This window comes from Variovorax sp. V35 (assembly GCF_041154465.1).
GTDB classification, from domain to species: Bacteria; Pseudomonadota; Gammaproteobacteria; order Burkholderiales; family Burkholderiaceae_C; genus Variovorax; species Variovorax boronicumulans.
Genome location: NZ_AP028666.1, coordinates 5,595,791 through 5,609,280 on the forward strand (window position 1 = coordinate 5,595,791; position 13,490 = coordinate 5,609,280).

Sequence of the window (13,490 nt, forward strand, 5' to 3'; positions counted from 1 at the left end):
AAGATCGACCCATGTCCTCTCCCACCCTCGCTCTCGCCACGCTCGACATCGCCGATGCCGAGCCCCACCACATGGCCCGCGTGCAGGCCATCTACAGCCACTACGTGCAGAACGACCTGTGCTCGTTCGAAGAAGAAGTACCCACCCTCGCGCAGATGCAGGCACGCCGCATCGACGTGCAGGAACGCGGCCTGCCCTACCTCGTGGCGTTGAAAGACGGCGAGGTGGCCGGCTATGCCTACGCCGGCCCCTACCGCGCGCGCTCGGCCTATCGGCACACGGTGGAAGACTCGATCTACGTCGCGCCCGACATGCACGGCCACGGCATCGGCACGGCGCTGCTGCAGGCGGTGATCGACCGCTGCACCGCGGCCGGCTTCATGCAGATGGTCGCGTGCATCGGCCACAGCGGCAACGCGGGCTCGCAGCGGCTGCATGCGAGCCTGGGCTTCGAGAGCGTCGGCGTGCTGCGCCACGTCGGCTTCAAGTTCGGCCGGTGGGTCGACACCGTGCTGATGCAGCGTGCACTGCGCTGACCCCGCCCCAACGCCGCAGCGCGGATGGCTGGCGCTGCTGTGCGCCAGCCGCCTGCTGCAGGGAATGATCGTCACGGCCTACTCGGGCGTGCTGCCGTTCATGCGCGACGACTGGCAGATGACGGCCGCGCAGGCCGGCTCGATCCAGAGCGCCTGGCACGTGGGCTACATGAGCTCGCTGTTCGCCGTGGGCCTGCTGGCCGACCGCTTCGGCCCGCACCGCATCTTCGCGGTCGGCGGCGTGATCGGCGCCGCCGCCTCGCTGACCTTTGCCCTTTTCGCACACGACCACCGCTCGGCCCTGCTGCTGTACGGCCTGGCGGGGCTGTGCGCGGGCGCCTCGTACACGCCGGGGCTGCAGCTGCTGTCGCTCAACGCCGGGCCGGCGGTGCGCGGGCGCGCGATGGGCCTCTTCCTCGGCGCGGCGTCGATGGGCTATGCGCTGTCGCTCGCGGTGGTGGCGGGCTTCAGCGCGGTGGCGCACTGGCGCACCGGGCTGCTCGTGGCCGCAGGCTGCACGGTGATGGGCGTGCTGCTGGCCCAGCTCGCGCTGCGGCGCATGGCACCGCCCGTGCCACCGGTCGCCGGTGCGCCGCGCGAAGGCGTGCTGCAGGCGCTGAACGCGACCGTGCGCGACCGGCCCGCGATGGCCGGCAACTGGGCCTACGCCTTCCACTGCTGGGAACTGATGGCACTGTGGGCCTGGCTGCCCGCCTACCTCATGGCCTCGTCGCGCGGCGGCGCGGCCGCATGGCCGGCCGCGGGCATCGCGCTCGCGGCGTTCGCGCACCTCGTGAGCGTGTTCGGCAGCGTGGTGGGCGGCGCGGCCTCCGACCGGCTGGGCCGCGCGCGCGTGATGATGATCGCCACCCTCGCGAGCCTGAGCCTGTCGTTCAGCTTCGGCTGGATGTGGACCTGGCCGCTGTGGGCGCTGGCCGCGATGGCGGCGCTGTACAACCTGCTGGCCATCGCCGATTCGTCGGTCTACTCGACCGCCCTGGCCGACGTGGTGGCGCCGCACCGGCTCGGCGTGGCGTTCTCGGTGCGCTCGGTGATGGGCTTCGGCGCGGGCGCGCTCAGCCCGTGGGTGTTCGGGCTCGCGCTCGACTGGGGGCAGGCGCGGTTCGGCTTCGGCAGCACGTACGCGTGGGTGGCGGCGTGGAGCTCGGTCGGGCTCGGGGCGCTGCTCGGGCCGTGGATGATCGTGCGCTTCGCGCGCCTCAGCGCGGCAGCGGTGCCGCCCCGCGATAGCCCAGCATCGCGTCGTACAGATCGGTTCGCCGGTCACGGTGCAGGTCGTTGAGCGGCGTCCAGATCGGCGCGGAGCGCGCGGCGCCCAGGTCGACGTCGGCATAGAGGATCGTCTCTTCCTCGGGCCCCGCGATGCGCCCCATCGGCCAGCCGTTGGTGCCCGCGATCAGCGAGTTGCCCATGAAGCCCGTGCCGCGCTCCTGCCCCACGCGGTCGGCGGTGGCGATGAAGACGTTGTTGGCGTGCGCGGCCGTCATCGTCAGGTAGGCCGCCATGCACACGCCGCTGGCGTCGTACAGCGGAGGCGGCGTCCAGACCCAGCCCGTGGGCACGCAAATGATGTCGGCGCCCTGCTGCGCCACGATGCGCGGCGCCTCGGGAAACCAGATGTCCCAGCACACGAGCAGGCCAATGCGGCCGATCTTCGTCTCGAACACCGGGTAGCCCTCGTTGCCGGGCGTGAACCACAGCTTCTCGTGGTTCCACAGGTGGGTCTTGCGGTAGCGGCCGATGTAGCCCTCGGGGCCGACGAGCACGGCGGTGTCGAACAGCTGCATGCCGTCCTGCTCGGCCAGGCAGCCGACGAGGTACACGCCGTGCTGCGCCGCGAACGCGACCCAGCCCTGCACCGTGGGGCCGTGCGGCACGGGCTCGGCGTGGGCGAAGGCCTCGGCGCGGCCGTTGAAGCAGTAGCCGGTGGTCGCCAGCTCGGGCAGCACGATGAGCTGCGCGCCGCCGGCCACCGCCGCTTCGAGCTGTTGGCGCACGGCAGCGGCGTTGCGCGCGAGGTTCTCGACGCCGACCTGCGGGTCGAACTGCACGACGGCCACGCGCACGGGGCTGGCGCGCAGGCCGGGCACGGCGTCGCCGCTGGAGGGGATGTCGTGGGAAACGGGGGTCGGGAGGGTCATGGTCATTTCAGGTTTCAAATTAAAACCACTCGGATGCTAGTCGCATCGGTTTTAATTTGCAACCAATCCAACGCTACGGTCTAATCCCGCCATCCCAGGGATGCACAGGACAAACACACGATGGCCAGGAGAAAAAGTCTGAGGTTCGACGCCTGCCCGATGGCGCGTGCGCTCGAGATCGTCGGCGACCAGTGGTCGCTGCTGATCGTGCGCGACGCCTTCGACGGCATGCGGCGCTTCGGCGAGTTCCAGCAGAGCCTGGGCGTGGCCAAGAACATCCTGGCCGACCGGCTGAAGTGGCTGGTGCAGGAAGGCGTGTTCGATCTCGTGCCCGCCTCGGACGGCTCGCTCTACCAGGAGTACGCGCTGACGGCCAAGGGCCGCGGCCTGTTCCCGGTGGTGGTCGGCCTGCGGCACTGGGGCGAGGCGAACCTGTTCGCGCCCGGCGAGCCGCATTCGGTGCTGCTGGAGCGCGAGAACGGTGAGCCGGTAGCGCCGATCGACCTGCGCACGCGCGACGGCCAACCGCTCGACCCCGCCGCGACCTTCGTGAAGAAGCTGCCCGTCACGGCCCCCTGACAGCGCCGCCCGCTCAGTCGTTGCCGATCGGGTACTCCAGCGCGACGCGGATCTGGCGCGTGTTGAGTTCGGCCTGCGCCTTGTTGTTGCGGTGCTCGCCGTAGCGCAGCAGAAAGGCCAGGCCCTTGGCACTGCCTTGCTGGACCGTGTAGCGCAGCCAGAGGTCGCGCTCCCAGTGCCGGCCGCCCTGCCCGTAGCCCAGCCATGCGTAGCCTCCGCGCGGCGGCACCCGGCTGCCGTCGATGCCACTGCCGCGGATGTAGGCCGCGCCCAGGCTCAACCCGGGCGCACCCCAACGCGCGGCATCCACTTCGTACCGCAGCTGCCACGACCGCTCATGCGGCGCATTGAAGTCGGACAGCTGCGCTGCATTGCCGAGCCAGACGGCGCCGCGCGTCACGTAGTCGAACGGCGTGTCGCCCGCGACCTTCTGCCAGCCCAGGCCCACGCGGTGGGGGCCGTGGGTGTAGCTGGTCATGAGGCTCGCGGTGGTGTTGTCCACCGGGCCGGCCAGCGCGCGGCCCGTGTCCTTGCTGCGGTACACCTGCAGGTCGAAGGACAGCGCACGCTTCTGCGGGAGCGGCACCGTGTAGTGGGCGCCCAGGTAGCCCGTGCGCCAGGTGTCCTCCAGGCGTGCGACATAGGCCGTGAGCGACAGCGAAGCGCTGCCCTTCCAGGTGCCGCCGGCAAAGTCGAACACGTCGCCGCGCGGTGACTTCGGGTCGAGGTAATTGACGATCAACGGGTGGTTCGTGCCGCGCGCATGGCGGTCGGTCGATCCGGTGAAGCGGCCGGCCTGCAGCGTGAGCGTGTCGAACTCGCGGCTCGTCAGCAGCCAGCCGCGCATGGTCTCGGGCAGCAGGCGGGAATCGGACGCGCTGAAGACCGGCGTCTTGACGCGTTGCTCACCCACCGTCAGCACGGTGGCGGAGATTCGCGCCTTCAGCGCCACGCCGCCGCGCGCGATGCCGTCCTGCGCGTAGCCCGCGCCGTCCACCGGCAGCATGCGGATCTTGCCGACGCGCAGATCGTCGCCGTCGAGGCTGCGCGCGAGCGAGGCATGCGCGTCCACGCCGAAGCCGATCCAGCCCGGCGTGAAGCCGGACGCGAGGGTGCCCATGACGCCGTAGCCCCACTCCTGCGCGTGATCGCTGCGCCGCACCCGGGGCAGCGAGGCATTGCGCCCGCCGTTGCTGCGATCGCCGTGCAGGTAGCTACGGTGCTCGTACACGCTGCGCTGGAGCACGTGCCAGCGCGTGTCCTCGACGAAGCCGCCGCCTTCGGCCGCGAGGGCGGACGTGCCCAGCATCGCGAGGGCCGCGCCGCAGACCCGCTTCATCGCCGGCCCTTCACAGGTACTTGAGCCACGCGATGTCGCGGCGCCGCGCCTTCAGGGCGGCGAAGGCGCGCACCGCCGGATACAGCGCGAAGGCCAGCACGCCGGTGGTGAGCCACACCATCCAAACACTGTCGAACCCGAAGAGCCGGCCCTGGTTGGGGCCCCAGACCGCCTCGGCCCCCAGGTAGAGGAACTTGAGCACGTACAGGTGCAGCACATAGAAGAACATGGGCGCCGCGCCGAACACGGCCAGCGGCGCGAGCCAGGGCGCGCCCTGCCGGCGCTCGAACAGGCGCAGCAGCCACAGCCCCACGCCGAGCGTCAGCGCGATGAACAGCAAGGACGGCGGGTACTTCGTGACGTTGAGGAAGGCCATCACGGTCGTCAGTGCGCTGTCGCCTGCTGCCCAGGGCTTGTCGCCGTAGGCATTGAGTGCGCGCAGCGCCACGAAGCCAATGAGCAGGCCCACGGCCCATGCGAGCAGCCGCCGCTGGCGCTGCGGCGCATCGGCGCCGGGCAGAAACCACGGCCCGGCGACGTAGCCCAGCGCGATGATGCCGATCCACGGCAGCAGCGGGTACGACGTGCGCAGCCTCAGGGCCTCGGACACCTCGATCCAGCCCCGGTCGTGCAGCACCGCCCAAGGCACGTGCAGCACATGGCCGACGGGAAAGTGCACGCCGTCGAGCAGGTTGTGCCCCGCCACCAGCACCACGCCCAACACGACCAGCGCCCGGCGCGGCAGCCACACCAGCGCCGACAACGCCAGCATCGACAGCCCGATCACCCAGATCACCTGCAGGAACACGGTGGCCGGCGGGAACTGGAAGGTCCACGCAAAGTTGACGACCGTGACCTCCAGCAGCACGAGGAACAGGCCCCGTTTCCACAGGAACGAGGACGCCGCTGCGCGGCCGTCCGCCTGCTTCGCACCGTAGAGAAAGGCCGACAGCCCGGTCAGGAACACGAACACCGGCGCGCACAGGTGCGCCAGCAGGCGGCCGAAGAACAGCGCCGGCGGCGTCTGCGCCACGAGCATCGGGTCGGGCACCTGGTGGTGCAGGTAGAAGGTCTCGCGCACGTGGTCCAGCAGCATGAACAGGATCACGAGGCCGCGCAGCGCGTCGATGGAGAGCAGCCGGGCCGGGGCGCCGGCCCCGGGTGGCAGGGAAGCGGATGGAACGTCGGGCATTTAATTATTGCGAATTGATTCGCAATAATTTACAGCATCGGACGATGCACCCTCCTGAAGGGTTTGAAGGGCCGGTTTATTCGCCCAGCAGTTCGCCGATCGGCTGCAGGTCTTCCACCCGGTCGCAGATCGACTTGATGACCATGGTGATCGGGATGCCCAGCAGCAGCCCCCAGATGCCCCACAGCCAGCCCCAGAAGATCACGCCCACGAACACGGCCACCGGGTTCATGCGGCTGGTGCGGCTGGTGAGCCAGGGCATCAGCAGGTTGCCCACCACCGTGTGAATGGCCAGCGACACGCCGCCCACCAGCAGCGCCATCTCGATGCTGCTGAACTGCAGGAAGGCCATGAGCCCCGCCGCCACCAGCACGATCACCGAGCCGATGTAGGGAATGAGGTTGGTCACGGCCGCGATGATTCCCCACACGGCCGCGTTCTCCACGCCGAGCAGCCAGAACGCCAGGCCGGTGGCCAGCCCCACCAGCCCGCTCACCAGGATCTGCACCAGCAGGTAGCGCTCGATGTTGCGCGTGATGTCGTCCAGCACGTGCACCGTGACCTTCTTCTTCTGCAGGCTGGGCCCGGTGATCTTGATGAGCTTGCGCCGGAAGGTGTCGCCCGAGCACAGCGCGAAGTAGGTGAGGAAGGCCACGAGGGTGAGCTGTCCCATCGCATTGAGCAGGCCGACCGTGCCGCTCACCAGGTAGTCGCGCACGTTGAAGCCCGGCCGCTCGATCACGACGCGCGCCACGCCCTTGCGCGAAGCGACGCGCGCCGAGTTTTCCTCGGCCGCCTTCTCCAGTTGCGCGGCGGCCTGCTGCACGCTGTCCAGCGGCGTGGCGCTGGCGTTCTTGTCGCGGCGCATGGCCTGGCCCAGCTTCTGCGCGGCGACCGGCAGCGAGTCGAGCAGCTGCGAGGCGCTGCCCGAGAGCGAGTAGCCGGTCCACCCGAGCCCGCCGAACAGGCCCAGCAGGATCGCCGCCGCGCCGATCCAGCGCGGCACGTACCAGCGGTGCAGGCGCTCGACCAGCGGCGACAGCGCGTAGTTCAGCAGCAGGCTCAGCATCAGCGGCACGAACACGGCCTGCCCCCAGCGCAGCGCGAAGACGCTGGCGAGCACGGCCAGCACCACGAGCGAGGCGCTGCGCACGTCGACCGGCATGTGCAGCACGAAGCGCCTGCGCAGGGCGGAGGTCGCCTCTTCGGCGGTCGCGCTCGCCTCGACCGGCGCAGCGGGCTCGACGGGTTCGACCGGCGGCGGCGGCGCCGGAGCGGGTGCAGGCGCAGGCGGCGGCTCATCCGCAGCCACCGGCCGTTCAGGCGCCGGCTTCGGGCCGGCCGGGGTGTCGTCGGTCATCGCGATTCCTTCAGCATCTCGCGCACCGCGGCCAGCTGGCGGCGCGACACCGCCACGGGCTCGGGCACCGAGTCCAGCCGCAGCGCCCAGCCATCGGCGTCCTCGCCGTCGTCGTAGCGCTCGAGCGCGCGGATGGCCGAGCGCGCCACCAGCGCATTGCGGTGCACGCGCAGGAAGCGGTTCGGGTAGCGCTCCTCGAAGTCGTTGAGCGAGCCGTCGAGGATGTGGCTGCGCGTGGCGGTGCGCACCGTGAGGTACTTGTATTCGGACTTGAGGTAGAGCACCTCGGACAGCGGCACGCGCTCGGCGCGGCCCCGGTCCTGGATCAGCACGCACTCGGGCGTGGCCTCGGGGGCCGGCTGGGCGGCGCGGCGCTCCTTCAGGAAGCGTTCGACCTTCTGCAGCGCCTGCTGCAGCCGCTCGGCGCGCACGGGCTTGGTGAGGTAGTCGACCGCCTCCAGCTCGAAGGCCGTGACCGCGTGGCTGGCGTGCGCCGTCACGAACACCACGGCCGGCGCGTCGGGCCGGCTGCGCAGCGCGCGCGCCACCTCGATGCCGTCCACGCCGGGCATGTGCACGTCGAGCAGCACCAGGTCGAGGTCCATCGCGGCCAGGTGCGCCAGCGCCTCCTCGCCCTGCGCGGCCTCGGCCGCCACCTCGGCGGCGGGCGAGGTGCAGTCGCGCAGCAGCGTGCGCAGGCGCGAGCGGGCCAGGGCTTCGTCGTCAACGATCAGGGTCTTGAGGCTCATGATTCGGCGGGGATGGCAATGCGTACGCGGTAGTTCTTCTGGTCCATGCCGGCGCTGAACTGCATCTGCATGTCGTGCAAGAGGCGCAGCCGCTCGCGCACGTTGTCCAGGGCGATGCCGTGGCCGCGCGGCAGCGGCTCGTCGGCCCAGCGCAGCGGCGGCAGGCTGTTGACCACCTCGATCACGACCATGCCGCCGCGCCGCTCGGTGCGGATGCGCAGCTTGCCGCCCTCGGGGCTGGGCTCCACGCCGTGCTTGATGGCGTTCTCGACCAGCGGCTGCAGCAGCAGGGGCGGCAGGCGCGCGTCGCTGGCGGCGGCATCGAGGTCCCAGCGGATGCGCAGGCGCTCGCCGAAGCGCACCTGCTCGATGGCCAGGTAGCGCTCGGCCAGCGCGATCTCGTCGGCCAGCGTGCCCGATTCGCCGGGCACGGTGAGCGCCTGGCGGAACAGCTCGGCCAGGTCTTCGAGCATGGTCTCGGCCTTGGCCGGCTCCTCGCGCACCAGCGCGATGGCGCTGTTGAGCGTGTTGAACAGGAAGTGCGGACGGATGCGCGACTGCAGCTCTTCGAGCCGGGCCGTGGTGGCGGCCGGCGTCTGGCCGCGCGCGCGCAGCACCATCGCCGCCATCACCAGCCCCGCGAACAGCGCGCCGGCCAGCGCGCTGGCCAGCCAGGGCGCGCTGGCGATCACGCCAGTGAGGCGCAGCAGGCCGCAGCCGTACAGCGAGGCCACGGCGCCCAGCACGGCGCCCGCGGCGTATTGCCCGGGGGGCGGCAGGCGCCGCAGCTGCTTCTTGAGCCCGCAGGCCGCCACCAGCCACAACAGCGTGGCGGGCAGCGCGCCGCCGGTGACCGTGGCCGCCTGCACCAGCCATTCGCCGAAGGAGCCGACCACGAACAGCGTGGCCACCGCCACCACCGCTTCGACGAACACCACGGTGCGCAGCACCACGCCGATCTGGCAGGCGTCGAACAGCGCCGGACCGCCGCGCACGGGCGCGCGCACGCGTTCCGGCGACGAAGCGGACGTGGAGGGGGAGCTGGCCGATAAAATCGCCGGGTTGCGCATCGCAGACATCAGATCCATCGGGTGACCAACCCATTATTGCCTTCCTGGACGGCTCCCATGACCCAAAACCAACTCGACAAGAAATCCGAAGCCTGGTCGGCCCTGTTCTCCGAACCGATGAGCGACCTGGTGAAGCGCTACACCTCCAGCGTCTTCTTCGACAAGCGCCTGTGGCAAGCCGACATCGAGGGCTCGCTGGCGCACGCCGGCATGCTCGCGGCCCAGGGCATCATCAGCGTGACGGACCACGCCGCCATCGAGCGCGGCATGACGCAGATCCGCAGCGAAATCGAGGCCGGCAGCTTCGAATGGAAGCTCGACCTCGAGGACGTGCACCTGAACATCGAGGCCCGCCTGACCCAGCTCGTGGGCGACGCCGGCAAGCGCCTGCACACCGGCCGCAGCCGCAACGACCAGGTCGCCACCGACGTGCGCCTGTGGCTGCGCGGCGAAATCGACCTCATCGGCGACCTGCTGGTCGAGCTGCAGAAGGCGCTGGTCGACATCGCCGAGAAGAACGTCGAGGTGATCCTGCCCGGCTTCACCCACCTGCAGGTGGCCCAGCCCGTGAGCTTCGGCCACCACATGCTGGCCTACGTGGAAATGTTCAGCCGCGACGCCGAGCGCATGGGCGAGGTGCGCAAGCGCGTCAACCGCCTGCCGCTGGGCGCCGCCGCCCTGGCCGGCACCAGCTACCCGCTGGACCGCGAGCTCGTGGCGCGCACCCTGAAGATGGACAGCGTCTGCCAGAACAGCCTGGACGCCGTGAGCGACCGCGACTTCGCGATCGAGTTCACCGCCGCCGCCAGCCTGTGCATGGTGCACGTGAGCCGCCTGAGCGAAGAACTCATCATCTGGATGAGCCAGAACTTCGGCTTCATCAACATCGCCGACCGCTTCACCACCGGCTCGTCGATCATGCCGCAGAAGAAAAACCCCGACGTGCCCGAGCTGGCGCGCGGCAAGACCGGCCGCGTGGTCGGCCACCTGATGGCGCTCATCACGCTCATGAAGGGCCAGCCGCTGGCCTACAACAAGGACAACCAGGAAGACAAGGAGCCGCTGTTCGACACCGTCGACACGCTCAAGGACACCCTGCGCATCTTTGCCGAGATGATCGGCGGCATCACCGTGAAGCCGCAGGCCATGGAAGCCGCCGCGCTGCGCGGCTACGCCACCGCCACCGACCTGGCCGACTACCTCGTGAAGAAGGGCCTGCCCTTCCGCGACGCGCACGAAACCGTGGCCCACGCCGTGAAGGCCGCCACCTCGCACCAGGTCGACCTGTCGGAGCTGCCGCTGGCCGTGCTGCAGCAGTTCAACCCGAACATCGAGAAGGACGTGTACGACGTGCTGAGCCTGCGCGGCTCGCTCAACGCCCGCAACGTGCTGGGCGGCACCGCGCCCGTGCAAGTGAAGGCACAGGTCGCCCGCCACCGCGCGCGCCTGGGCTGAAGCCCGCGGCCACGCCACCGAGGGCCGCGCTTCATGTTCTACGCCATCCCGCTCGAAAACAAGCCGAGCTGGCGCAACCCGCCGTGGATGACCGTGCTGCTGATCCTCCTGAACATGCTCGTGTTCTGGGGGCCGCAGCGCAGCGAAGACAACGGCCGCGAGCGCGCCGCGCAGTTCTACGTGCAGAGCGTGCTGCCCGAGCTGGAGCTGCCGCCCTTCGTCGAGTGGCTCGAAAAAACCGACCCCAAGCGCGGCAAGCTGGCGCGCCGCATGCTGGCGCATGAAGAGGCCTACCCGCAGCTGCTCGAAGGCCTGCAGAACGACCAGCCTTTCCTGAAGAAACTGCGCGCCGACCAGGTCGTGACGCCCGCGAACCCGCGCTTCGACGAATGGCAGCGCGACCGCCGCCAGTACGAGGCGATGCTGCCCGCGCCGTTCACCGCGCGCTGGTCGCAGGACTACGGCAAGGACGCCGAATTCAAGCCCTGGACCTGGCTCACCGCCACCTTCCTGCACGGCAGCACGGGCCACCTGCTGGGCAACATGCTGTTCCTCTTCCTGTTCGGCTTCTCGGTCGAGCTGGCGCTGGGGCGCGGCACCTACCTGAGCTTCTACCTGCTGGGCGGCGTGGGTTCCGCGCTGCTGGCCGGCTGGGCCTATGCGGGCAAGGGCGGCTACGGGCTGGGTGCCTCGGGCGCGATCTCGGCGCTGATGGGCATGTACGCCGTGATGTACCGGCTGCGGCGCATCCGCTTTTTCTACCAGCTGTTCTTCTATTTCAACTACGTCACGGCGCCCGCCCTGCTCTTGCTGCCGGCCTGGATCGTCAACGAGCTGGTGCAGCACTGGATCGGCGGCCAGGGCATCGCCTACATGGCCCACCTGGGCGGCCTGCTGACGGGCGCGGCGCTGATGGCCGGCGCCATGTGGCTGGGCCGCGTGAAGACGCCCGAGACCGTGAAGTCGGAAATGGTGACCGACGACCACCGCTTCGACCAGCACGTGGCTGCCGCGCGCAAGCTGTCGGCGGCCATGAAGTTCGAGCCCGCGTGCGTTGAATGGCGCGCCGCCGCCGCCCTGCGCCCCGGCGACACCGACACGCTGCGCGCCTGGTTCAACACGGCGCGCCTGCAACCTGCCAGCGACGACTTCCACCAAGCCGCGCGCCGCATCTTCCGCCTGCCCGCCACCGATGAAGACACCCTGGCGCTGCAGCACAGCAGCTTCACGACCTACCTCGACCAGGCCAAACCGGGCGTGCGACTGAAGCCCGACGACATGGCCCGGCTGGCGCGCCGCTTCACGCGCATCCGCCAGTTCGGCGACGCCGACAAGCTCTGCCGCATCCTTCTGAAGACCGCGCCCGACCACCCCGAGCTGGCCGACACGCTCTCGGTGTGCGCCAACGGCCTGCTGCATGCGGGCGAACGCGATCGCGCCCTGGGCCTGCTGCCGCACCTGCTGCGGCTGGCGCCCAACGACATGGTCACGCGCGCGTTGCAACGCACGTAAAAAACCCGGCGCGAGGCCGGGTGCGTTGATGAAGCGCCGCAGCGCTTACTTGTCGTTGTGCAGGTAGGTGGCCTGCTTCGGCAGCAGCAGGCTGACCAGGAAGGCCACGCCCATCATCGCCGTCACGTACCAGTAGAAGTACGACTCGTGGCCGATCGACTTCAGGCCCAGCGCCACGTACTCGGCGCTGCCGCCGAAGATGGCATTGCCCACCGCGTACGACAGGCCCACGCCCAGCGCGCGCACTTCGGGCGGGAACATCTCGGCCTTCACGATGCCGCTGATCGAGGTGTAGAAGCTCACCACCGCCAGCGCCAGCGTGATCAGCACGCCGGCCATCAGCGGGCTGCTCACGCTTTGCAGGTTGCTCAGCACGGGCACCGTCATCAGCGCGCCCAGGGCGCCGAACAGCAGCATGTTGCTGCGACGGCCGATGCGGTCCGACAGCGCGCCGAACAGCGGCTGCATGCACATGTACAGGAACAGGCAGGCCGTCATCACGTTGCTGGCGGTCTTGATCGACATGCCGGCCGAGTTCACCAGGTACTTCTGCATGTAGGTAGTGAAGGTGTAGAAGATCAGCGAGCCGCCGGCCGTGTAACCCAGCACGACGAGGAAGGCGCGCTTGTGGTGCTTGAACAGCTCGGCGACGCTGCCGGCGCCCTTGGCGGCGCGGGTCTTGGTGCTGGCCGTTTCGGTCAGCGTGCGGCGCAGCATCAGCGCCACGACGGCGGCCAGGGCACCCAGCACGAAGGGAATGCGCCAGCCCCAGGCCTTGAGCTCGGCCTCGGTGAGCAGCTGCTGCAGCACCACCACGGCCACCACGGCCAGCAGCTGGCCGCCGATCAGCGTGACGTACTGGAACGACGAGAAGAAGCCGCGCTGGCCGCGCATGGCCACTTCGCTCATGTAGGTGGCGGTGGTGCCGTACTCGCCGCCGACCGACAGGCCCTGCAGCAGGCGCGCGGCCAGCAGCAACGCGGGCGCCCAGGCGCCGATCTGCGCGTAGGTGGGCAGGCAGGCAATGACCAGCGAGCCGACGCACATCATGACGACCGAGGTCACCATCGACGTCTTGCGGCCCTTGCGGTCGGCCAGCCGGCCGAACAGCCAGCCGCCGATCGGGCGCATCAGGAAGCCGGCGGCGAACACGCCGGCGGTGTTCAGCAGCTGGACCGTCGGGTCCGACTTGGGGAAGAACGAGGGCGCGAAGTAGATCGCGCAGAAGGCGTAGACGTAGAAGTCGAACCACTCCACCAGGTTGCCGGACGAGGCGGCAAAGATGGCGAAGATGCGCTTGCGCTTTTCCTCGAAGGTGTAGGGGGTGGTGTCGCGGGTCGCGTCCGGGATGGAAGCGCCGGCGCTCGTGCTGCTGCTGGCAATGGCGGTCATGCGGGGGGTCCTTGTCTCTGGCTGCAGCCCCCGCGAAGCCCGCGGAAAGCCGTGCCGGGGAGTCTGGTCCGCCGGGGGCACGCTGTCGTCCGTAGGGCCCCCGCCGCGGGACTGCGTACCGGTACGCAGGGGTAAACCCTAAGT

12 protein-coding genes are annotated in these 13,490 nt (G+C 69.9%); 5 read left to right on the top strand and 7 right to left on the bottom strand.

Translation table 11 applies throughout. The features are described from left to right. Window positions 1-11 precede the first annotated feature (11 nt). Entirely contained in the window at window positions 12-536 is a 525-nt protein-coding gene (locus ACAM42_RS25700) for an N-acetyltransferase family protein (RefSeq protein ID WP_369629827.1), read from the top strand. Then, a complete protein-coding gene (locus ACAM42_RS25705; protein WP_369629828.1) occupies window positions 523-1,839 on the top strand; it encodes an MFS transporter in 1,317 nt (438 codons plus the stop codon). Before ACAM42_RS25700 ends, ACAM42_RS25705 begins: the two co-directional genes overlap by 14 nt. On the opposite strand, the gene ACAM42_RS25710 is transcribed toward ACAM42_RS25705, so the two are convergent. After that, window positions 1,757-2,698 (bottom strand): nitrilase family protein, encoded by a 942-nt coding sequence (locus tag ACAM42_RS25710; RefSeq protein ID WP_369629829.1) that lies wholly within the window; start codon window positions 2,696-2,698, stop codon window positions 1,757-1,759. The genes ACAM42_RS25705 and ACAM42_RS25710 overlap by 83 nt on opposite strands. A gap of 120 nt (window positions 2,699-2,818) precedes the next feature. Here ACAM42_RS25710 and ACAM42_RS25715 point away from each other — a divergent pair, with 120 nt between their 5' ends. Next, complete coding sequence (locus ACAM42_RS25715; protein WP_095746483.1) at window positions 2,819-3,277, top strand: helix-turn-helix domain-containing protein; 459 nt, start codon at window positions 2,819-2,821, stop codon at window positions 3,275-3,277. A 13-nt stretch (window positions 3,278-3,290) separates the two neighbouring features. Here ACAM42_RS25715 and ACAM42_RS25720 read toward each other — a convergent pair whose 3' ends face one another. The 5 genes from ACAM42_RS25720 to ACAM42_RS25740 all read right to left on the bottom strand — a co-directional run bounded on the left by ACAM42_RS25720 (window position 3,291) and on the right by ACAM42_RS25740 (window position 8,996). After that, window positions 3,291-4,616, bottom strand: coding sequence for an OprD family outer membrane porin (locus tag ACAM42_RS25720; RefSeq protein WP_369629830.1), 1,326 nt, complete (start codon window positions 4,614-4,616; stop codon window positions 3,291-3,293). 10 nt (window positions 4,617-4,626) lie between these two features. Continuing rightward, entirely contained in the window at window positions 4,627-5,808 is a 1,182-nt protein-coding gene (locus ACAM42_RS25725) for a DUF1624 domain-containing protein (RefSeq protein ID WP_369629831.1), read from the bottom strand. A gap of 76 nt (window positions 5,809-5,884) precedes the next feature. Next, the gene (locus ACAM42_RS25730; RefSeq protein ID WP_369629832.1) at window positions 5,885-7,168 is read right to left on the bottom strand and encodes an AI-2E family transporter; all 1,284 of its coding nucleotides are present in this window, start codon (window positions 7,166-7,168) and stop codon (window positions 5,885-5,887) included. Further along, window positions 7,165-7,917 carry a LytR/AlgR family response regulator transcription factor gene (locus ACAM42_RS25735; RefSeq protein ID WP_369629833.1) on the bottom strand — a complete coding sequence of 251 codons (753 nt, stop codon included), beginning with the start codon at window positions 7,915-7,917 and terminating at the stop codon, window positions 7,165-7,167. The genes ACAM42_RS25730 and ACAM42_RS25735 overlap by 4 nt, the downstream gene beginning before the upstream one ends. Next, window positions 7,914-8,996, bottom strand: a complete 1,083-nt coding sequence (locus tag ACAM42_RS25740; RefSeq protein ID WP_307586769.1) for a sensor histidine kinase — start codon at window positions 8,994-8,996, stop codon at window positions 7,914-7,916. Before ACAM42_RS25740 ends, ACAM42_RS25735 begins: the two co-directional genes overlap by 4 nt. A gap of 48 nt (window positions 8,997-9,044) precedes the next feature. On the opposite strand from ACAM42_RS25740, the gene argH reads away from it, so the two are divergent. Together argH and ACAM42_RS25750 are read left to right on the top strand one after the other, a co-directional pair. Further along, complete coding sequence (gene argH, locus ACAM42_RS25745) at window positions 9,045-10,442, top strand: argininosuccinate lyase (protein ID WP_070062218.1); 1,398 nt, start codon at window positions 9,045-9,047, stop codon at window positions 10,440-10,442. Window positions 10,443-10,475: 33 nt separating this feature from the next. Then, a complete protein-coding gene (locus ACAM42_RS25750) occupies window positions 10,476-11,954 on the top strand; it encodes a rhomboid family intramembrane serine protease (protein ID WP_369629834.1) in 1,479 nt (492 codons plus the stop codon). A gap of 45 nt (window positions 11,955-11,999) precedes the next feature. Here ACAM42_RS25750 and ACAM42_RS25755 read toward each other — a convergent pair whose 3' ends face one another. After that, window positions 12,000-13,346 carry an MFS family transporter gene (locus ACAM42_RS25755; RefSeq protein WP_159275605.1) on the bottom strand — a complete coding sequence of 449 codons (1,347 nt, stop codon included), beginning with the start codon at window positions 13,344-13,346 and terminating at the stop codon, window positions 12,000-12,002. Window positions 13,347-13,490: the final 144 nt, after the last annotated feature.